Annotated in this window: 16 protein-coding genes; 7 read left to right on the top strand and 9 right to left on the bottom strand. The window is 66.7% G+C overall.

Translation table 11 applies throughout. The features are described from left to right. Positions 1-124 precede the first annotated feature (124 nt). The 3 genes from RAH39_RS07040 to RAH39_RS07030 form a co-directional block, all read right to left on the bottom strand. On the bottom strand, positions 125-532 hold the full coding sequence (locus RAH39_RS07040; RefSeq protein WP_306589372.1) for an energy transducer TonB: 408 nt from the start codon (positions 530-532) through the stop codon (positions 125-127). Continuing rightward, entirely contained in the window at positions 532-7,398 is a 6,867-nt protein-coding gene (locus tag RAH39_RS07035) for a carbohydrate binding domain-containing protein (protein ID WP_306589370.1), read from the bottom strand. Before RAH39_RS07035 ends, RAH39_RS07040 begins: the two co-directional genes overlap by 1 nt. Positions 7,399-7,517: 119 nt before the next feature. Continuing rightward, positions 7,518-9,425 carry a formate--tetrahydrofolate ligase gene (locus RAH39_RS07030; protein ID WP_306589369.1) on the bottom strand — a complete coding sequence of 636 codons (1,908 nt, stop codon included), beginning with the start codon at positions 9,423-9,425 and terminating at the stop codon, positions 7,518-7,520. 91 nt (positions 9,426-9,516) lie between these two features. Here RAH39_RS07030 and RAH39_RS07025 point away from each other — a divergent pair, with 91 nt between their 5' ends. The 5 genes from RAH39_RS07025 (at position 9,517) to RAH39_RS07005 (ending at position 13,262) form a co-directional block, all read left to right on the top strand. Beyond that, entirely contained in the window at positions 9,517-10,125 is a 609-nt protein-coding gene (locus RAH39_RS07025) for a YigZ family protein (protein WP_306589368.1), read from the top strand. 197 nt (positions 10,126-10,322) lie between these two features. Next, positions 10,323-10,748, top strand: a complete 426-nt coding sequence (locus RAH39_RS07020; protein ID WP_306589367.1) for a LiaI-LiaF-like domain-containing protein — start codon at positions 10,323-10,325, stop codon at positions 10,746-10,748. Further along, positions 10,745-11,452 (top strand): LiaF transmembrane domain-containing protein, encoded by a 708-nt coding sequence (locus RAH39_RS07015; protein WP_306589366.1) that lies wholly within the window; start codon positions 10,745-10,747, stop codon positions 11,450-11,452. The genes RAH39_RS07020 and RAH39_RS07015 overlap by 4 nt, the downstream gene beginning before the upstream one ends. Then, a complete protein-coding gene (locus tag RAH39_RS07010) occupies positions 11,452-12,516 on the top strand; it encodes a sensor histidine kinase (RefSeq protein ID WP_306589365.1) in 1,065 nt (354 codons plus the stop codon). The genes RAH39_RS07015 and RAH39_RS07010 overlap by 1 nt, the downstream gene beginning before the upstream one ends. Then, positions 12,513-13,262 (top strand): LytR/AlgR family response regulator transcription factor, encoded by a 750-nt coding sequence (locus tag RAH39_RS07005; protein ID WP_306589364.1) that lies wholly within the window; start codon positions 12,513-12,515, stop codon positions 13,260-13,262. The genes RAH39_RS07010 and RAH39_RS07005 overlap by 4 nt, the downstream gene beginning before the upstream one ends. 13 nt (positions 13,263-13,275) lie before the next feature. Here RAH39_RS07005 and RAH39_RS07000 read toward each other — a convergent pair whose 3' ends face one another. The 4 genes from RAH39_RS07000 to RAH39_RS06985 all read right to left on the bottom strand — a co-directional run bounded on the left by RAH39_RS07000 (position 13,276) and on the right by RAH39_RS06985 (position 16,933). Then, a complete protein-coding gene (locus RAH39_RS07000; RefSeq protein ID WP_306589363.1) occupies positions 13,276-13,476 on the bottom strand; it encodes a hypothetical protein in 201 nt (66 codons plus the stop codon). 8 nt (positions 13,477-13,484) lie between these two features. After that, positions 13,485-14,699 (bottom strand): SCP2 sterol-binding domain-containing protein, encoded by a 1,215-nt coding sequence (locus RAH39_RS06995; RefSeq protein ID WP_306592094.1) that lies wholly within the window; start codon positions 14,697-14,699, stop codon positions 13,485-13,487. 83 nt (positions 14,700-14,782) lie between these two features. Next, positions 14,783-15,943 carry a vWA domain-containing protein gene (locus tag RAH39_RS06990; protein ID WP_306592093.1) on the bottom strand — a complete coding sequence of 387 codons (1,161 nt, stop codon included), beginning with the start codon at positions 15,941-15,943 and terminating at the stop codon, positions 14,783-14,785. Between the two features lie 60 nt (positions 15,944-16,003). Next, positions 16,004-16,933, bottom strand: a complete 930-nt coding sequence (locus tag RAH39_RS06985) for a polysaccharide deacetylase family protein (protein ID WP_306592092.1) — start codon at positions 16,931-16,933, stop codon at positions 16,004-16,006. A gap of 53 nt (positions 16,934-16,986) precedes the next feature. Between RAH39_RS06985 and RAH39_RS06980 the strand changes: the two genes are divergently transcribed. Both RAH39_RS06980 and RAH39_RS06975 read left to right on the top strand, forming a co-directional pair. Continuing rightward, positions 16,987-18,483, top strand: a complete 1,497-nt coding sequence (locus tag RAH39_RS06980) for a Ppx/GppA phosphatase family protein (protein WP_306592091.1) — start codon at positions 16,987-16,989, stop codon at positions 18,481-18,483. Between the two features lie 6 nt (positions 18,484-18,489). Continuing rightward, positions 18,490-19,692 carry a LeuA family protein gene (locus tag RAH39_RS06975; protein WP_306592090.1) on the top strand — a complete coding sequence of 401 codons (1,203 nt, stop codon included), beginning with the start codon at positions 18,490-18,492 and terminating at the stop codon, positions 19,690-19,692. Here RAH39_RS06975 and RAH39_RS06970 read toward each other — a convergent pair whose 3' ends face one another. Beyond that, positions 19,693-20,364 (bottom strand): biotin--[acetyl-CoA-carboxylase] ligase, encoded by a 672-nt coding sequence (locus tag RAH39_RS06970; protein WP_306592089.1) that lies wholly within the window; start codon positions 20,362-20,364, stop codon positions 19,693-19,695. A gap of 1 nt (position 20,365) precedes the next feature. Next, positions 20,366-21,160 carry a type III pantothenate kinase gene (locus RAH39_RS06965; protein ID WP_306592088.1) on the bottom strand — a complete coding sequence of 265 codons (795 nt, stop codon included), beginning with the start codon at positions 21,158-21,160 and terminating at the stop codon, positions 20,366-20,368. Positions 21,161-21,205: the final 45 nt, after the last annotated feature.

The following is a 21,205-nucleotide window of genomic DNA, read 5'->3' as shown; positions in this document are numbered from 1 at the left end:
GGGTTCCCTCGTCCACGGTGACCGTCACCTGCGCCGTGGAGGAGCCCGTATCGTTGTAGGCCGTCAGGATGTAGGTTTATTCCGTCCTCTGAGAGGTTGGATAGAGAAGAAATCTTCAATCCACCTAGGCTTTCGTTCGAACTCCCTTAATTACAATCTTCTTTTCTAAATCGAAGACAACGACATCACTAACGCGAACCGGACATGTCGTTAGAAGATACTGGATCGTAACGGTGAACTCCGCAGGTTCGTGTTGAAGGAATTTCCATTCAGAAATCATATCTTTTACAGCACCTACAAGCATTGGCGGGCCCTCAAGCGAGGTGACCTTCGCCACAGAAATGCCATCAGTAGAGACCCTCACCTTAACGATGCCACTAATATTCGCGATTCGAGCATTAGCAGGATAAATGGGTAGTTTGGCAGAAGAAATAATTGGAATATGGTCCATTCCTTTCTTCTCCACTCCCCAGAGTGAGCGAGTTGGAGATAGGATACATAGGGCTATCAAAATCGTGATTCGAGCTTTCATCAGTTCACCCCCTTCATGAAGTCACTCAAGCTTACGTCTGCTATTACGCCCTTAGCATCATAGAAGTAGACTCTACGGCTCGCGGCACCCACAACAATATTCGTGGGCAAGAACTCATCGGCAGGTCTATTCAAATCTCCTGAACTGGGTCCTTGAAAAAAACCTCGCTTCCCGTTTAAGCCATCTCCTGCCGGATGAATGTGCCACTTACCATCTGTCGTAGCTAAATTGTTATTTTTTCCTTCCTGATCAACAGCTTGACCAGAGTCAACATTGGCTTCCTTATCGCCCGGCTTACTGACCTTCCCTGGAACGGCTGGGTAAATGAGGACATTGCCATCAACGCCTTTGCCCCATTGCCCCCCTTCTTCGTGAAACCGTCCAGTTTTGTCATCGGCTGTGGGTGAGTTACTGGCATCTAGAGATTTCTGAATCGCTCGTTTTACTTCAACTGGAATCGAACTCACCAAGGCATCGGTTCTTGTCCGAGCCACTGGTCCCTGAGCCTCCACAGGAGTAGCGGTTCCTCCCGTCGTTCCCGCTGAGGTTCCCTGATTCCCCCCTGCCGTTGTGGTCGTGCGTTGCTGTGGAGGCTCGGTGGCTATGGTTGCCTGCTGCGCAGCCCCACTCAGCATGTCCTCCGCGAAATGCACATGCCCGTCGTTGTCCATGTAAGAACCTGTCGAAGCGAGCATGGCGCCTTGGGAGGTCATTCGGCCATCGGGATCAGTCTTGGTGACGGGGTTGTTCGTAACGTAATTGTAGAGGTTCCAGGTCTCGGGATCCTCCTTGGTCTGGTCGTAGGCGGGATCGACCTGGGCGAACTTCCCGTAGCCTGCGAGGTAGGTCCTTGCCTGCATGTAGATCGCGTTGGAATCCGGGTCCTCCTCGTGGTTGGTGAACCGCCGCAGGCTCTTGGGCGCGTTGGGCAACCCGTCCACCAGTCGTTCCCCGAAGGGCAGGTTCTTCGTCCGGTTCACGAGAACCCCGCTGGCATTCGTGATCACGTTGGGACTCCCCACCTGATCCCCCTGGATGTAGATCACCCCATCCGGCCGGCTCTCGCTGAGGAGCTGACCGAAGCCGTAGATCATGGATCGCTGCCAAAGGAGATTGGTTGCTTGAACAATTTCATTGAGCTGACCTGCTGTATTGGGCCAGGAGCCCAATCCGGATTCGAAACTGTCATTCATAACAAGACCCTGCAGCGCACTGGATACGGACACGTCATCGTAAATCACGCTGACGGAGTCGCTGGTTGTCCCGTCACGGTCTCCATAGAGGTAGATCGCCATCAGATCCGCATGGGTCATGGTGTGGGTGAGCGTGATGCGCTGCCACTGGCCATTCCCCATTACCGCTGTTTGTTCAAAGTTGTCGTAGCGGTCGTTCCCGTCATCATCCCCCAGAAACACCTGGCCATGTACGCCTGGAGGGGCCATAAACCAAACCGCCGCGGTGACGACATCCCCGGCTGCAAAGGTCCCCAGAGGTCTCCCAAGGCTGCAATTGGTTCCCTGCTTGTGCCAAATCCGAAGGGCCTTGCTTCCATTGTAGGTTGTGGCCGTGGAAGCCGTGACCAGCTCACAAAGCTGTCCAGCTCCGTTTGGCCAGGAGCCCAATCCGGATTCGAAACTGTCGTTCATAACAAGACCCTGGAGGGCACTGGATACAGACACGTCGTCGTAAATCACGCTGACAGAGTCGCTGGTCGTGCCGTCACGATCTCCATAGAGGTAGATCGCCATCAGATCCGCATGGGTCATGGTGTGGGTGAGCGTGATGCGCTGCCACTGGCCATTCCCCATTACCGCTGTTTGTTCAAAGTTGTCGTAGCGGTCGTTCCCGTCATCATCCCCCAGAAACACCTGGCCATGTACGCCTGGAGGGGCCATAAACCAAACCGCCGCGGTGACGACATCCCCGGCTGCAAAGGTCCCCAGAGGTCTCCCAAGGCTGCAATTGGTTCCCTGCTTGTGCCAAATCCGAAGGGCCTTGCTTCCATTGTAGGTTGTGGCCGTGGAAGCCGTGACCAGCTCACAAAGCTGTCCAGCTCCGTTTGGCCAGGAGCCCAATCCGGATTCGAAACTGTCGTTCATAACAAGACCCTGGAGGGCACTGGATACAGACACGTCGTCGTAAATCACGCTGACAGAGTCGCTGGTCGTGCCGTCACGATCTCCATAGAGGTAGATCGCCATCACGTCCGGATGGGTCATGGTGTGAGTGAGGGTGATGCACTGCCACTGGCCATTCCCCATCACTGCTGTTTGTTCAAAGTTGTCGTAGCGGTCGTTCCCGTCATCATCCCCCAGAAACACCTGGCCATGCACGCCTGGAGGGGCCATAAACCAAACCGTCGCGGTAACCACATCGCCGGCTGAAAAGGTTCCAAGGGACCTCCCAAGGCTGCAGTTGGTTCCCTGCTTATGCCAAATGCGAAGGGCCTTGCTTCCCCCATGCGTTGTAAAGGTGGGGCCCCCCGCAGCCCCCGATTGATTGATTATCTGCGCGCTTCCTGAATCACCAGGGAATGCATTTGAGAATGTGATGAGTGGTTCCCGGTTGAAGCCATAGACCGTGTAATTGACCGATCCATCCACCTTCGACCGTCTGAACCTCAGGCCTTCCGCATCCAGCAGGTAGCTGGTCCCGTTCTCCTTGACGATCCTCCCCGAGGGATCGTAGGTCCACGCGGTCTGGGTGGCGGCCTGCCCCGGCGTGGTCCACGCCTGCTTCATCCGCCCCAGGTCGTCGTAGAGGGCGCCGGTGGCGAGGCTCCCGCCCACGGCGGCCACAGTGGCGGGCAGGTCGTTGCTGCTGCCGTAGGCGGCGGTCCAGGTGAGGGCTTCGGACGTGGCCGGAAGGGTGCCCGCGGGGGCCGTGGTGGTGCTGGACGTGCGGTTTCCGTAGCGGTCGTAACTGAAGCCCTGGTCCACATACGTTCCCGTCTGGGGGTTGAGCACGTGGGCGGAACTCAGCCGCTGGAGGGCGTCGTAGCCGAAGGTGTCCGTCCCCCGGCGCGTCAGCAGGCCCCCGGGGGTCCAGGCCATCGTATGGTCTTCCAACGTGCCCGCGGGCGCGACGTGGGTCACCTGGGCCAATTCCCCGCGATCGGCCCGACTGGTGGTCCAGGCGTTGTTCCCGTAGGTCAGCACCTGGCTGACGGAGGTGTCCGAGACCTGGTCGTAGACCATCGATCCCCGGGGTCGGGTCTCTCCGTTCACCGTCACCGCCGACATCCGACCCAGGACGTCGTAGGTGTAGCCCACCACGTCCCGGCGGCCGGCGGCGGCGGGATAGGTGAGGCTCGTCACCCGTCCCGCCGCATCAAAGGCGCGGTTGACATTGAAACTCTGGGCGCCGTCGGAGACGGTCTTGCTGGAAACGCGGAACAGGTCGTCGTAGCCGTAGGCCTCCGTCAGGGTCCCGTTGGGCTGGGTCTCCTGGAGCGCCGTCAGCAGCCGCGTGGCGGGGTCATAGGTCAGGGTCCGCACCACGCTTCCCTCGGGTCCGGAGGCGCTCTGGATCGCCGGCAGGAGCTGGTCGTTCAGGACCGTGCTGAAGGCATTCCGGACGCTCCCCCCGCTCCGGCCGTACTGCTGGACCACCAGCGGCGCTCCGGCCTGGGTGAACTTCGAATAGACCGTCGTCCCCTCCTCGGGCTCCGTCCGGCTGGTCAGCCACCCCATGGCGTTGTAGGTGTAGCTCCGCTGCTGGTTGCCCTGCAGGGTCTGGATCAGGTGGCCGTCCTGGTCGTAGAAGGACTCGCTCAGCTGGCCCGCCTGGTCGATCACCGCCCGCTTCTGCCCCAGCAGGTCCACCGCCTCCGACCGGGTGAAGCCCCGGTCGTCCTGGATCGTGGTCCATACCGCCGTGATTCCGCCGATCGTGGTCCAGGTGGGTTGAAGGGTCACATGCTGGAGCAGCCGTCCCTGGGCGTCCCAGTGGTCCGTCATCCGCCCCTGGCCGTCGTAGGCCCAGGTCTCGTTTCCCCAGGAAGCCTGGGTCCTTGTCAGGACGGGGCTCTGGCGGACCTTCTGCCCGAACCCGTCGTAGCCGAAGCTCTGCGACGTGGCCTGGATTCCATTGGCGTCGTAGGCCGTGACCTTCACCGCCCGCCCGAAGGCGTCCAGGTTCGTCCGGGTGCGGAGGCTCCTGCCATCCGCGGTGAGGGTCTCGTCCTTCCACGTCCCGTTCACGTCGTAGGCGTAGTCGGTGGTGACCGCGCCCACACCGCCCCGCGCCAGGCGCGTCACCTGCGACTTCCGTCCCCAGGCGTCGTAGCTCGTGGTGGTGGTGATGCCCAGGACGTCCGTGTGGCCCGTCTCCCGGCCCAGGTCGTCGTACTGGAACGACTCCGTCCGCCCGTCGATCTTGTCCCTCACCGTGGAGGGACCTCCCTGGACGTGCGTGTCCGCCCAGGTGTAGACCTTTCCGGCCACCATGCCGGAATTGTCAGGATTGGGGTAGTAGGGCCCGCCGGGCCCCGTCAGGGCATTCTGGGTGGTCTCCCGCAGCAGCGGCAGCCCGTCCACATAGCTCCGCTGCTCCTCCGCCGTGAACCCGCCCCGGTCCCCCTTCTGGCTCGAAATCCGGCCCAACGCATCATAGGCGTACGTCGTCGTCCCGAAATCCGCCGAGGCGATCCCGGCCGATGGCGCCTGGGCTCCGCCCTGCCCGTTCGGCGCCGAGAACCGCAGCGTCGGAAGCCCCGCACCGTCCAGGGTCTTCTGATCCGTCGACAGCAGCAGCCGCATCAAGGGCACATCGAAACTCCGCTGGATGCGTCCGCGGCGCCGGATGGACTGGGAAGGTTCCTCTGAGGGAAGCGATCCGCTCCAGATCGGAACGGCGGTGCCGTCAGCACTGGGCAAGGTCTGGGTCGCGCTGGTGGATTCCTCGGTGAGCACGGGGCCGTAGGTGTCCGATGCCCCGGAGACGTTGGGGTTGCCCATCACCGTGGTGCGTGTGGGGAGATCCTTCGCATACGTCCTGGTGCGCCGCGCCACCGCATTGGTGGGCAGCCCTCCCGTGAGCGCGCCCAAAGGATTGGCCCAGCTCGAGAGGTCGAAGCCGTCATGGACGGCGACTTGGTAAACCTGATTCCCCAGATCCAGGGGAGAGGAGGGAACCCCGGTCCCGGTGAGCCATTCGCTGGAGAGCGCCGCCGATATGGCGAACAGGAAACCCTGGCGGGAGTCCACCTGGCCCTCGTAGGCGGCGTTGAAGGTGGGGTGCGTGATGCGGAGTGCTCGGAAGGGTCCCGCCGGATCGGCGGTGGGGTAATCCAGGATGGCCGTGAGGTTCCTCGTCTCCGTGCAGGCCCACACGATGGGCGTGGTCCCTGCCGGGCTCGTGATCCGCCAGGTGGGGCGGATCCGGAGGATCCGGATGCCCTGTCCGGCGCTGCCCCCGCTGTCCCAACGCCGGACCTGGGTGACTCCCAGGCGGCATTCGGTGAGGGGTTCGAAGCTGGCCGGGAGGGTGCTCCTGTCCATTACCGAACTCCGGAAGCCCGTCCACCTTCCGTCCCACCGGGAAAAGCTCAGGGACGAGAGGTTGCTGACCTGCCCGTAGGCGAAGGTCTCGACGAGGCCGCTGGGATGGTGGATCTCCACGGGCGCCTGCGGCCAGTTCTGATAGATCTCCTGCCAGACCATCCGGAGGGCGCGCGAGGTTCCATCCGAGGCCGCGGTGGTGATGTCGGTGGGATTGAAACCGGAATCCCATTTTCCTTCGGGTACTGGGGGAGGCGGGGTGGCGAACGCATTGAAATTGGGCCCCCAAGGGTCCCGCCAGGGCAGAAATCGCTGCTGCGAATAGAACGCTCCCGCAAGTCGAACTTCGGGCAGGCCGAGCGTATTGGTGATGCGGATGGAACCGTCGAAACCGGTTAGCCAAGGATAGGTCGTCTTCACCACCTGTCCGGCGGGATAGCTGTAATGCACTTTGGAGGAGGTCCAGACGCTCGAGGTTGGTGTCAGCTGGAGGGTCAAACTGACCCCGGTCTGGACCATGTCCCGGATCTGGATGGACTGGAGCGCGGAGAATCCCGCGGCGAGACTGGAATAGGCCTCATCCACCTGGACGTGGTCTCCCCATCGGTTGGTGAAGTGGGACATGACATGGTTCTGGGGAACGGTACCTCCGCCCTCCTGGAACCAGATCGCGTCCGCGCCGCTCAGGATGCACGCACCGCTTCCGAGAAAAGCAGTGGTGGTGGCTCCATTGGCCGCCCGGAGGGTCGACTGGTAGCCGAACACGACGAGGATGCGGCTTTCGTCGCTGGTGGGGAGCACTTCCCGGATGACGAAGGGCCCGGCCTGGACCAGTTGATATCCGGCCGGGGCTTCGACGGGGGGAACGACCTGAACCTTCCGGTCGGCCATGGCCTGAAGCAGGGCGGCGGAAGAGGGCAGTCGGCCGGGATCGATGCCCCGGTAGAACACCACGGAATCTCCCTGGAGCCCCACGGTTAGTTGGAGGAAGCCGTCGTTCAGGTAGAGGCTCGGCCAGACGACGGGACGGAGCTCTCCGCCATTTCGAGCGCTTTCGTCCGGAGTCTTGCTCACATCGTGGGTCCAGAAAAACCCCAGAGGAATGCGGCCCGGGAGCCGAGGCCCCAGGGGAATGCCCAGATGGAGGTTGCCGCTGACGGCATCCACGGATCCCGCTCCCACTGCGATGATCCGGCTCATCTGGGGCGTCTCGCCCACGGGCGCCGGGGAGGAGGGATTGCTTGGATTGCCGGGATCCTCCGGCCCTCCTTCATTCGGGGGCATGGCTCCCAATGAAGAGGGCGCCACGAAGGGGCCCGTCAGGCAGAGGCAGACTGCAATCACGGACAGGAATCGTCGGAACATGGCCATCCCAGGAAAGACGAAACCATCCTAGAGCCAACAACCTTGTGATAGGCGTCATGTTAAGTTCCGTTAAGGAAGGGGATCCCATTCGTGGGAATTTCCGAACCCGCTTCCTAGACTCAGAACAACCCCACCACCCTCCCCGTCTCCGGATCCACGTCGACGTCGTAGACCCCCGGTCGGGTGGGGAGGCCGGGCATGGTGGCCATCTTTCCCACGAGGGGATACAGGAAGCCGGCGCCGACGCTGGCGCGGATGTCGCGGACGGGGAGACGGAAGCCCGTGGGGGCGCCTTTAAGGGTCGGGTCGTGGCTAAGGCTGAGGTGGGTCTTGGCCATGCAGATGGGGAGCGTGTCGTAGCCCAGGCGGGTGAAATTCTCGATCTTGGCCTCGGCTTCGGGGCTGTAGTCCACGCCGTCGGCGCCGTAGATTTCGCGGGCGATGGTCTCGATCTTCTCCTTGATGGGCCGGTCCAGTTCGTAGAGGAACCGGAAATCCGAGGGACGCTCGCAGACCCGCATCACGGCCCGGGCGAGATCCAGGGCCCCTTCCCCGCCCAGGGCCCAGTTGAGGCAGACGACCGCGTCCTCGGCGCCGCTCTCCAGCGAGGCCTGGCGCACCAGCTCCAGTTCCGCCGGGGAATCGGTGGCGAAGCCGTTGACGGCCACCACCACGGGGATGCCGAACTTCCGGGCGATGGCGATGTGGTGCAGGAGGTTCGGCAGGCCCTGGCGCAGGAGTTCCAGGTTCTCCTCGACGTAGACCGGATCCAGAGGCTTGCCCGCCACCACCTTGGGACCGCCCCCGTGCATCTTGAGGGCGCGGACGGTGGCCACGAGCACTACGGCATCGGGCTGCAGGCCGGAGACGCGACATTTGATGTCGAAAAACTTCTCCATGCCCATGTCGGCGCCGAAGCCCGATTCGGTGACGACGTAGTCCGCCAGCTTGAGGGCGATGCGGTCCGCCAGGATGGAGCTGTTGCCATGGGCAATGTTGGCGAAGGGCCCGGCGTGGACGAGCACCGGGGTGCCTTCGAGGGTCTGCATCAGCGTGGGCTTGAGCGCATCCAGCATCAGGACGGTCATGGCGCCCGCCACGCCCAGATCCTCGGCGGTGACGGGATTCCCCGCCCGATCGAGGCCCACCACCATGGCGCCCAGGCGGTGGCGCAGGTCGGGGAGGCTGGTGGCGAGGGCCAGGATGGCCATGATCTCGCTGGCGACGGCGATGTCGAATCCGGTCTCGCGCGCGAAGCCCTGTTCCTCCTCGCCCTTTCCGACGGTCACGCCGCGCAGGAAGCGGTCGCTGGTGTCCACCACCCGGCGCCAGGAGACCGCCGAGGGATCCAGGTCCAGGCGGCAGATGCGGCGGCGCTCGTCGGAGGTGAAAGCTTCCGGATCGCCCTGCGGGATCCCGAGCTTCGCGCAGCGGAGCTGGAGGGAGCGGGGGAATTTCCGGGCGCCCTTCGATTTCGGGAAGATCCGCTCGAACAGCTGCTCGTCCGTGGCTCCGGCCTCGTGGAGGATCCGGGCGTCGATGGCGGCGGCGCAGAGGTTGTGGGCGGCGGTGATGGCGTGGATGTCGCCCGTGAGGTGGAGGTTGAAGTCCTCCATGGGGACCACCTGGCTGTAGCCTCCGCCCGCGGCGCCGCCCTTGATTCCGAAGGTGGGTCCCTGGCTGGGCTGGCGGATGCAGGTGAGGACGCGCTTCCCCAGGTGGGCGCCCAGGGCTTGGCTGAGGCCGACGGTGGTGGTGGTCTTGCCTTCGCCCAGGGGCGTGGGGGTGATGGCGGTGACGTCGATGTAGCGGCCGTCGGGGCGGTTCCCCAGGCGCTCCAGAACCTCGAGGCGCACCTTGGCCTTGGCGCTGCCGTAGGGCTCCCATTCCTCCTCGCGCAGGCCCAGCTCCGCCGCCACCTGGGCGATGGGCTTGAGATCCGCGGCCTGGGCGATCTCCAGGTCGGAGGGCACGGGCGTCCTGCGGTGGAGCGCCGTGGGAACGAAAGGCCGCGCAACAGAATCCATGGCCGTCTCCTCGAAAGATCCCTCTTCCACCATAGGATCCGCGGGTTTCCGGCAGGTTGATTCAGGTCACAGCTCCCCGCATTCTGAATCCATGCGCCGGCTCACCGGGATCGCCACCCACCGCTTCCGGGAGAAGGCCTCCCTCTTCCTCACCGAACTCCATCCCGCCCGGGACGCGGCGGAACGGGCCGCCGTCCTCGCCGCGCTGCGGAAGCGGGATTTCGACGCCACGCACCATTGCAGCGCGTGGCGCGAGGGCGTGCCCGCGGAGGCCTTCGGCGCCGACGACGACGGGGAGCCCTCCGGCACCGCCGGGCGCCCCATGCTGGCGGTGCTGGAAGGCGCCGCCGCGACGGACCTGATCGCGATCTGCATCCGCTGGTACGGGGGCACCAAGCTGGGCACGGGCGGCCTCGTGCGGGCCTATACGGAGGGCGTGCAGGGCGCCCTGCTGGAAGCGGAAGCCCAGGGCCTGTGGGAGGAAGTCCGCATCCTCCGCACCGGATCGATTCGCGTGGCTCCCGCCCAGTCTCATCTGCCTTTCGCTCTGCTGGGCGCCCATCCGAGTGCGGCAACGCTGGAGCAGACCTTCGAGGGCGACGGGGCCACGCTCCGGTTCCAGTGCCCGCCGGAACTCGTCCCCATCCTGGATCGCGCCTGGCGGGAGCGCAGCCGCGGCGGCAGCATCCACTGGGATTGACCGCTCGCCGGTCCCCGTCCGCCGTTCGCCGATCCCCCGGCCATTTCCTGTGGGGACGCCCGTAGCTTGGTCACACGGGAGGACATCATGTTCCATGCGGGAGGGGTCATCGACAGCCTGGGCTGGTGGCTGGCGTTCGGCTTGTCCAGCCTGGCCTTCTGTTTTCCCGTCGGTGGCGGACGAAAGGAGCACCGGTCATGAACGTCGAAGCGCGCCCTCCCGTTTTCTCCGCGAAGCTGGTCCTGGGGCTGGTGGTCATCGCCGTGGGCCTGATCCTGCTGGCCGATACCTTCCACTGGTACGACGCCTGGCACCTGATGGCGTGGTGGCCCCTGGCCCTGGCGGCCTTCGGCGTGGCCCGCATCGTCCAGGACGGCCTCCTCAGCTTCCGCGGGCACGTCTGGCTGGGCTTCGCGGTGGGGGGATTCATCTCCCAGTTCGGCCCCTGGGGCCTGCTGGAGCGCTGGTGGCCGATCTTCCTGGTGTGGGGCGGGATCCTTGTCACCCTCCGGGCGATCTTCCCCCAGCCCAAGCGCCCGCGGCGCCCCAAGCGCGGGGCCCAGCCCCCTTCGCCCCCCGATTCCTGTGATCCTGGATCCGATTCCCAGCAGGTGCAGCCATGAACGCCCCCGACACCAAGGCTCCGAGCCCCTTCGGCCCCAAGCTGGTGCTGGGCGTGGCAATCATCGTGGCCGGCCTGATGCTCACCCTGGACAACCTGGGGCTGGTGGAGGCCCACACCGTCTTCAAGCTGTGGCCCCTGATCCTCGTGGCCATGGGCGTGGCCAAGATCCGCCAGGACCGCGAGGGCGGCGGGATGGGCGGCTGGTTCCTGGTGCTGGGCGGCACCTTCCTGCTGCTCTTCACCTTCGCCCGGGGGCACCTGGCGGAAGCCCTGGCGCCCATGCTGGTGGTGGGCGTGGGCATCCTCATCGTGGTCAAGGCCCTGAAGCAGACCCGAGGCGTGCCCGCAGAACTGGCCCGCTCGGAGGATTTCCTCCAGGGGACGGCCATCTTCGGGGGCTTCAAGCGGCGGGTGGCCACCCAGATGTTCAAGGGCGGCGAGCTGACGGCCATCTTCGGCGGCTATGAGGTGGATCTCCGCCAGGCGGCCCTGGAGAACGGCCTGGCCCGGATCGACGTGTTCGTCCTGTTCGGCGGAGGAGAGATCCGCGTGCCCGAGGGCTGGGAGATCGTCAACCGCGCGACCGCCATCGCCGGCGCCCTGGACGACAGCACCCACCACGGGCCCGCGCCCGCCGAGGGCCGCCCGCGGCTGGTGGTCACCGGCCTGATCCTGTTCGGCGGCACGGAAGTGAAATCCTGATGCATCCCCTCCTGGCCAGCCGGGCGCGCCTGGGGGCCTACCTCCTGGGGTGGGCTCCCATCGCCCTGCTCCTGGCGGGGATCGCCCGCAGCCAGGGATGGACCTGGGCCGAGGCCGGGGCGCTGGCCCTGCCCCTCTGCCTGCTCGCCGCGTTCCTGTTCCTGTCGGCCTGGTTCCTGTGTCGCGCCCTTCCCCTCGGGGCGGTCAGCGACGGCCTGAGCGCCCACGGGGCGGCGTGGGGGATGGCCGCGGTGATCATGGGCGGGCTGTGGGCGGGGCTCGCCTGGCTGCTGGCCCGGATGCTGGCCTGGATCCCGGGCCTGGAGGGGCTTCCCCAGCGGGTGGGGATCGCCCTTCCCGTGCTCACGGGCCTGGGCATCCTGCTCTACCTGGCCTCCGTGGCGCTCAGCTATCTGATGCTGGCCCAGGACCGGGCCCTGGAGGCCGAGCGCAAGGGCGCCGAACTGCAGCTCCTGGCCCAGGAATCCGAACTGAAGGCCCTGCGGGCGCAGCTCAATCCCCACTTCCTGTTCAACAGCCTCAATTCGCTGTCGGCGCTGACGGCGGTGGATCCCGCCCGCGCCCGCGAGATGTGCGTCCTCCTGTCGGATTTCCTGCGGCGGAGCCTGGGGCTGGGAGAGCGCCGCCTGGTCGCGCTGCGGGAGGAACTGGACCTGGCCCGGGCCTACCTCGCCATCGAGCAGATCCGCTTCGGCGCCCGCCTGCGGGTGGAATGGCGGATCGACCCCGCCGCCGAGGCCGCCCTTCTCCCCACTCTGCTGCTCCAGCCGCTGGTGGAGAACGCCATCAAGCACGGGATCGCGGCCCTCCCCGAAGGCGGCGTCGTCGCCGTGGCGGCGGAGGTGCGGGAGGCCCACGTCCTTCTGAAAGTGGAAAATCCCCTGGATTCCGACGCGCCGGTGCCCCAGGGCCTGGGCATCGGCCTCCGCCAGATCCGCCAGCGCCTGCTCGGGCGCTTCGGCAACCGGGCCCGCTTCGAGGCCGGCGTGCAGGACGGCGTCCACCGCGCGACCCTCGTCTTCCCTTTGGAGACCGAACCATGAGAGCCCTCATCATCGACGACGAGGATCTGGCCCGCGCGGTGGTGCGCGAGCATCTGGCCGCCCATCCGGACGTGGAGGTGGCCGCCGAGTGCGCCAACGGGTTCGAGGCCCTGAAGGCCGCGGCCCAGCACCAGCCGGATCTGATCTTCCTGGACATCCAGATGCCCAAGCTGGACGGCTTCGAGGTCCTGGAGCTACTGGAGGCCGAGGGCAAGCGGCCCGCCGTCGTCTTCGTCACCGCCTACGATCAGCACGCCATGCGGGCCTTCGAGGCCCACGCGGTGGACTACCTCCTCAAGCCCTTCTCCAGGGAGCGGTTCGATGCCGCCGTGGCCAAGGCGCGCAGCCTCCGAACCTCCCAGCCCGCTCCTCCCCCCGCCACGGAACTGGCGGCCGCGGCCCGCCAGGGGAAACCCGTGGAGCGGATCGTCGTCAAGGACGGTCCCAAGGTGACCGTCGTCCATCTGGACCGCCTGGACTGGATCCAGGCCCAGGACGACTACGTCCTCCTGCGGACGGAGGGCAAGAACCTGCTGAAGCAGCAGACCCTGGCCAGCCTGGAATCCCAGCTCGATCCGGCGCGCTTCATCCGCATCCACCGCAGCTACATCCTCAACCTGGACCGGCTGGTGCGGGTCGAGCAGGACACCAAGGAACATCGGGACGCCGTGCTGCGGGACGGCGCGCGGCTCCCCGTCAGCCGGACCGGCTACCAGCGGCTGCGGGAGCTGTGGGAAGACGCCTGATCCGCTCTCGCGATCAGGCCGGGGTGTGCAAGCGGCAGGGGTTGCACCGGCAGCGCCCGCAGTGGCCGGAACAGATCATTTCCGCTCCCATGGCGGGAGCCGCGGTGCTTTCGGAAGCGGGTTTCACCATGCGGGGGATGAACTTGACGGCGCGCACCACGCCGTCCCGCGCCAGAAGAGGCCTCCGGACTTTGGGTGCGCTCTCGCCGGCCACGTCGCCTCCTAGGCCTGCGGCCGCTTGAAGCTCTTCGCCACCTTCTGCATGAGCAGGGGATCGCCCTCGATCTGGATCTTGCCGGTCATGAAGGCCTCCTGGGCGTTCAGCGTTCCGGTGCTCATTGCGACGAAGTCGTCGGCCTTCGCTTTGAGGAGCGTATCACAGGGCTTCATCAGGCGAGGGAAGACCAGACATACGCCGTTTCGGATGAACAATGTGTAAGCCAGATCGTCGATCTGATAGCCCACGGCGGCCTCCAGATCGCCCGCCTTTTCCGGATTGAACCGCTCGGGCATGGATTCCAGGAGCCCCTGGGCCGGGTTCACGTCGGCGTCGAAGTGGGCCGTGTAGGCGGCCACCTGGCTCATGTCGCCCTTCACGGTGATGGCTCCGCCCAGCAGGGCCGCCACGAGGTTCAGCTTGCCGGCATTCAGGGCCGCGAAGTCCCCATCCGAGATGCCCAGGGCAGCGCCGCCCTCCACCTCCCCGGGCCGCAGGGAGAGGCCTTCGGGGCTGAAGTCCAGCCGGTAGGGCACGCCATCCACCTTCACTTCCAGGGTGCCGGTGGCGCCACCCTTGTAGCGCTTCCGGAGGGTGGCGAGGGCCTTGCCGCCGGGGGTGTCGGGGAACGCGATCTCCGGTTCCGCCGACCAGGCCTTCCAGGCCTGGCGAAGCAGGGCGGGATCGCCCGAGAACCGGAGCTGTCCGCCCAGAAGGGCGGGACCAGGATCCGAGATGCCGGAGACGAGGGCCCGCACGGCGGCCTCCTCGCCGCTCACCTCGGCGCCCTCACCCCAATGGTCGGCGCCCACGCTGACCTTGATCCCCGCGCCGGCCAGGGCCAACCGCGCCGGGACCAGCTCCTTCAGCGCCTTCACGGGACCGCCCTGCTTCTGGGGCTTCTTGAAGAACTTGGGGAACTTCTGGAGCAGCCCCAGGTCGCCGGTGCCCTTCAGCTTGCCGGTCATGAAGGCCTGCATCGGATCGAGCTTCCCCTCGTTGAGGGCGATCCAGTCCTCGGCGCCGATGACCACCACCGACGTGGCGTCGGGCTTGGGTTCGCGCTTCAGCGAAAAGGCGCCGTTCTCGATCAGGCAGGTGTAGTCGCCCCCGCCTTCTCCGGTCACCTGGTAGTAGACGGAAACCGTGAGCCCCTGCGCCTTTTCCGGAAGAAAAAGCTCGGGCATCAGCGCGAAAATGCCGTCCACCGTCAACGCCATGGGGTCACCTCGGAATGTGGATCGAGCATGGCCGGGCGCGGCGGGTGCGCGCAACGGTTACCAGGAGTCAGGCAGGCGGCGGGCTAGCGGGTCGCCTGCAGGACCAGCTTCACGTCCTTCCGCGTCGTGGCGATCTCCAGGCTTCCCGCTTTCTGGGGGGCGGCATCCTCGCTCCACGCGACGAGATAGCGGGACCCGAATACCTGGATGCCCTGCCCGAAGGTGGTTTCGATCCCCGTGTTCAAGGGGAATGAGAAGCCTCCCGTGGCGGAGGCCACCGCTCCCACGTGACCCAGGACATTCTGTCCCGCTCCCGCCACGGAGAAGAGGGTGACTCCCGCTTCTGCGGCCTTGGCTCGCAAGGAAGCCTGGAGGATGGTCATGTCGCGGGTCGCAAGGGTGGCGGATTCCGCCGGTCCTCCGGCGTCGCCCCGTTCGCGTCGGAAGCGCTGCGTCATGGCCCGCTTCACGCTGGGATGGGACATGTCGTCCGCTTCGCAGCGGGAGAAGACGACCATGTGCTTCTGTCCTGGGAGCGGCGCGAGATGGTCGAGGACGGATTCCAGCGCCTTCGATTCCCGGGCGATGGTAGCGAGCAGCCCCGTGATGTAGGACGGATTGTTGAAGTTGAGGCGGTCGAGGACATTCACGCCGCGGAGATCATTGGTGCCCTTGGCCCAGCCGGGAGCGCCGGATCGGAACTTCGCCACGAGCGCCATCAAGGCCTCCTGGCCTTCCGGCCCTTCGGGCTGATCGGCAAATGAGGGGTTGAATCCCAATCCCTGGAGACTCTCCTTCGGACTTCCGACGAAGCTCTCGGGAAGCATGTCCGGCACCCGGGCGAGGGCCGCGGCCCATACGCTCCGACGCGCGGAGAAGCCCGGCATCAGGGATTCCAGCGAGTCCTTCCCCCGCGCCGCGATGAACACGCGGTCCCCTTCCGGGACCTTCGTCAGGAAATCGGCCGCGGCGACGAAGGCCACCGCCCGGAGGTTGGTATCCCGGATGGGCTCGAACACCAAGGTCCAGGACTGGGCGGCTTCGGCGGTCTGGGCAGGGGTCTTCACCTGGACCACGGACCGGCCTTTCCCTTCGACCTTCACCTGGAATTCCTCGGGTTTCAGATCGCCCACCACCCCGCCGCGCCCATCCAGCGCGAGCACCCACGCCTGCGTCCGGGGCGCCGGCTGAGCGGCGGTGAGGCTTGCGCCAAGGATCAATCCGATGAACCAGGGGCGGAACATGCGAGGCTCCTTTGCTTTGATGATGAATGGATCACCATTCGACCACACTCCTTCCGCCCCTTACAGCCCCAACTGATCCATCCGCTCCGTCAGCCGGCGCTCGGAGAACAGCAGGTCGTCAGGGCCCGTGTGCCCGTCCCGCCAGGCTTGGACGAAACCCTTCCGCCCGCGCTCGGCGGAGACAGCGTCGGCCAGCGCCTCGCCGGCGGGCAGGTTCCTGGGCATGAGCGCGTAGGCAGAATCCCGGAAGGCGCTCATGGGGTCGATCCAGGTCCAGCCCTTTCCGCGGAAGAAGTCGATGACGTCGCCCAGGAAGAAGCCGTTGAGCAGGCGGCTGTGCATCAGGATGACGTGGGGAATCTCGCGCCCGAAGATATCGCGGCTCCACGCGTCGTAGAACCGGGCGCAGGCCCACAGGTGCTTGAGGTAGAGATCGCGGTAGGGGGCGAGGTCCGCGCCGGGTTCCTTCTCAAGACGCTTTCGCAGGCGTTCGTCCAGCAGGTAGTCCGCCGTGTCGATGCTGACGTGGCCGATGGCGTAGTTCCGCGCTTTCAGGAAGGCGTAGAACCCGTCGCGCTTGGCCGCGGTATTTCCGGCGCGGAGAAAGGGGTAGCGGTAGAGCCGGGTGAAGCCCGGCAGGTCGCGGATGATGGCTTCGCCCTTCACAGCGTCCGCTTCGTAGGCCTCCAGCGAAACGTCCTCCCGGTTGAAGTCCCGGTGGCTGTAGCTGTGGTTGGCCAGGAGATGGCCGGCTTCGCCCCAGGTCCGAAGAAGGGCCTTCCCCTCCGGCGTGTCGCCGCCGTTCACGCCGTTGGCGAACAGGATGGCCCGGACGTTCCGCGCTTTCAGGGCCGCCTGCATCGCCCGGTGCTGGGCGGGGGCCTCCATGCGGGGGGCCGGGTGGAGGAAGGGGGCGTCGTCCAGGCTCAAGGCTAGTTGCTGGGCGAACAACGGCAGCGCCAGAAGCGCGAGGAGCAGGCAGCGCAGCACGGGACCTCCGAAGATTCCTGGTGGCCGTCGGCCGCCGTCGCCACAATCGTCCCATGCGGATCGCTGCCGTCGACGTCGGATCGAATTCCATCCACATGGTGGTGGTGGAGGCCGATCCCGCAGGCGGACAGCGGGTTCTGGCCCGAGAGAAGGCGATGGTGCGGCTGGCCCGCGGCGAGGCGACCTCGGGCGAGATCGGGCCGGAGGCCTTCCGCGCGGGGCTGGAGGCCCTGGGGCGCATGGCCGGCGTGATCCGGGGCTTCGCGTGCGAGACGGTCATGGCCTGCGGGACCGCGGCATTGCGGGACGCGAAGAACGCCCAGGCCTTCGTCCTGGAAGCGGAGGCCCTGGGCCTGCCCATCCAGGTGATCTCCGGGGAGGAGGAAGCCCGCCTCATCCATCAGGCCGTGTCCCACGCCATCCCCTTCCCCCAGGAGCCCGTGGCCCTGGTGGACATCGGCGGGGGAAGCACCGAACTCACCTGGGTCCAGGGAGGACGCGTCGCAGCCAGCATCTCCCTGCCCTGGGGCCTCCAGCGCCTGGCGGACGCGGCCCAGACGGCGGATCCGCCCAGCGCCGCCGACCTCCGGCACCTGCGGAAGATGATCCGCCGTATCCTCAAAAAAGCCCGGAAAGACCTTCCTTCCGAACTGCCGGAGCCGGCGCTGATCCTGGGCACGTCGGGCACGCTGGAGGATCTCGCCCGCGGGGCGGCCGGCGGCCGCGCCTTCACCCTGGAACAGCTGCGGGCCTACGCGCTGAAGCTGTGGCGGACGGACGCCGCCCAGCGGATCGCGCGGCTGGGCGTGGATCCCAAGCGGGCGGAGGTGCTCCACGTAGGCGCCATCTGGGCGTTGTCGCTCATGGAATGGCTGGGCGCCCCGCCGTTGCGGCACCTGCCGGTGGGCCTCCGGGAAGGCATGATCTGGGAGGCCCTCAAGCACGGGGGCGCGGCCATCCCGCCGCTGGCGGACCGGCGCCGAGCGTCCGTCGAGCATCTGGCGGCGCGGCTGGATCCGGACCCCGGCCACAGCCTGCACGTCGCAAAGCTGGCGGACCAGCTGTTCGAAGGACTCCAGCCCCTTTTCGAACTGGGCGACACGGAGCGCCAGTGGCTGGCCTTCGCCGCCCGGCTGCACGACATCGGGCTTTCCGTCTCGGAGAAGGGGCACCACAAGCACGGGGAGTACCTCGTCCGGAACGCCGCCCTGCCCGGCTTCTGGCCGGAAGAGGTGGACGTGCTGGCCCAGGTGGTCCGCTTCCACCGCGGCAAGCCGCCGCACCACGCCCGGCACGACGGGTTCCGCGCCCTCGCGCCCTGGCACCGACAGGTGGTGCGGAAGCTGGCCGCCATCCTGCGGGGAGCGGTCGCCCTCGACGGACGGCGGCGGCAGGCGGTGCGGAATCTGTCGCTGGAGATCAGCGACGAAGTTCTCCGCGTCCGCCTGGAGGCCGCGGGGGACGTGGAAGCGGAGGCCGCCGCCTTCCTCGACAAGGGCGCCCTTTTGGGGACCCTGCTGGACCGCCGGCTCGAAGTCGCCGTAGGCTGAACGGCCATGACCCTCGACGAGCTGATCCACGACTGGAACGATCCCCTGCCCGGCGATGCGCGCATTCCTCAGCTCAACGACGAGACCCTGCGGGACGGCCTCCAGAGCCCGTCCGTGCGGGATCCCGACATCGCCGCCAAGCGCGACCTGGTGCATCGCCTGGCCCGGCTGGGGGTGGACGCGCTGGACCTGGGGATGCCGGGCGCCGGTCCCAAGGTCTTGGCCGCCGTCCGGGCCCTGATGGTGGAGATCCGGGACCACCGGCTGCGCCTTCATCCCAACGTCGCTGTCCGCACGGTGGAGGCCGACTTGGCCCAGGTGGCCGAGATCCAGCAGCGCGCGGGTCTTCCGGTGGAAGCGGGCGTGTTCCTGGGCTCCAGTCCCATCCGCATGGACGTCGAAGGGTGGGACCTCGATTTCCTGGTGGACGCCGCCCGCCAGGCCGTGGCCTTCTGCCGCCGCCACGAGGTGGCCGTGATGATGGTGACCGAGGACACCACCCGCGCCCGTCCCGACGTGCTGCGAGCGGTCTACGGCGCCGCCCTGGACGAGGGCGCCCAGTCTCTCTGCCTGTCGGACACCTGCGGCCACGCCACACCCGACGGGGTGCGGCGCCTGGTGCGCTTCGTGAAAGAGGAAGTCGTGAAGGACCGGAGCGTCCGCCTGGATTGGCACGGGCACAACGACCGCGGATTGGGCGTGGCCAACGCCATCGCGGCCTTTGAGGCGGGAGCGGACCGGCTCCACGGCAGCATCCTGGGAATCGGCGAGCGCTGCGGCAACGTCGCCCTCGACCAGCTGATGATCAACCTGCACCTGATGGGCCATCCCAAGGGCGACCTGTCGGGCTTGCCGGCGCTGGCCGCGCGGGTGGCCGAATTGTGCGGCGTGGAGATCCCCGCCAATTACCCTGTGCTGGGGCGGGACGCCTTCCGGACCGGGACCGGCGTGCACGCCGCCGCCATCGCGAAGGCGCTCCACCGGGGCGACGTGGGCCTGGCCGACGCCGTCTATTCGGGCGTGCCCGCCGCCCTGGTGGGCCGGCGCCAGGAGATCGAGATCGGGCCCATGGCGGGGCGCAGCAACGCCGTCTACTGGCTGGAGATGAACGGCTACGACCCCAGCCCCGACCGCGTGGACCGGATCCTCCGCACCGCCAAGAACAGTCCCAAGATCCTCACCGAGGCGGAGATCCGGGCGGTCCTGTGATCAGTTCAGACCCGACACGTCCCCGGCGCTGAGCCGCCGGATGCCGTCGGCGGTGGTGACCTTCAGCCGCCCGTCGCGCTCCCAGCCCAGGCAGGTGCCTTGGCCATCCTCCCAGCGGATGGGCACACCCGCGTCGGGCCACCGAAAGAGGACTTGAGAATCCTGCTCCAAGTTATTCCAGGCATGAAGAATAGGAATGGCCAGCGCCGCGGGATCGGGACACGCCAGCCCCAGATCCTTCAGGCAGGCGGGGGGGATGGCCCGCTCCGGGAGGTGGGGGGCCGAGAAGAGGTTCACGCCGAGGCCGAGGATCAGGCGGGTGCCGGACTGCTCCCCCAGGATCCCGCCCAGCTTCACCAGTCGGCCATCCCTCCACGCCACCAGGTCGTTGGGCCACTTGAGGCCCAGGTGCTTCCCCTCCGGATCCAGGATCCGCGCGGCGGCGGCCATGGCCCGCTGGAGGAGGATGCCGGGCGCCACATCGGCGGGCGGAGGCAGGGCCGCCGACAGCCACAACCCCGCGCCGGGCGCGCTCTCCCAGCGGTTGCCCTGCCGGCCGCGGCCTTCGATCTGGCGGTCCGCCACCGCGGCGCAGAAGCCCAGATGGGCGTTCCGTCGCAGGAAGGCCTGGGTGGAATCCACCTCGGCCAGGCGGATCAGGAGCACCGCCACGCTATTTCCGGCTGCTCTGGTTGCGCAGCCACAAGATGCGGAGGCCATCGAGGGTGAGATCCGGCGCTTCGCGCCGGATGTGGCGGGTGTGCGGCGAGATGACCTTGGCGAGACCGCCCGTGGCGACGATGCCCGCCTCGGGGATCTCCTGGAGGAGGCGCTCCAGGATCCCGTCCACCATTCCGACGTAGCCGTGGAAGATCCCCGATTGCATGGCCTGGACAGTGTTTCGTCCCACCAGGCGCTCGGGCTCAGCCACTTCCACGCGCGGCAGGCGGCTGGCCCGCTGGAACAGGGCCTCGGCGCTGATCTTCAGGCCCGGGCAGATCAGCCCGCCCAGGTACTCCCGCTTGGCGTTCACCACGTCGAAGGTGGTGGCCGTCCCGAAGTCGACGACGATCAGGGGCGCGCCGTAGGCCTCGATGCCCGCCACCGCGTTCACCAGCCGGTCCGCGCCCAGTTCCGCGGGGTTGTCGATGAGCACTTTCACGCCGGTCTTGACGCCGGGCTCCACGTAGAAGGCATCCACCCCGAAGTAGATCTTCGACAGGCTCATCAGGATGGGATGCAGGGGCGGCACCACGCAGGAGATCGCCACGTGCTTGATCTGGCCGGCCTCGATCCCCTGGTGTCGCATGAGGGCCAGGGCGGAGACGCCGTACTCGTCGACCGTGCGCTCCCGGCTCGTGGCGAGGCGCCAGGAACAGACCAGCGGGGAGTCCGGACCCTTTGACAGATCGTAGATTCCCAGCACCACGTTGGTGTTGCCCACATCGACGGCCAACAGAAGACTCATGCTCACTCCGAGCCTTCCAGCATCGCCGGAGGCGATCCGAGCCGC

It is taken from the genome of Geothrix sp. 21YS21S-4 (assembly GCF_030845995.1).
Lineage (GTDB): Bacteria > Acidobacteriota > Holophagae > Holophagales > Holophagaceae > Geothrix.
Note: the sequence above shows the minus strand (reverse complement) of the source record. Positions and strands in the feature narration are given on the sequence as shown.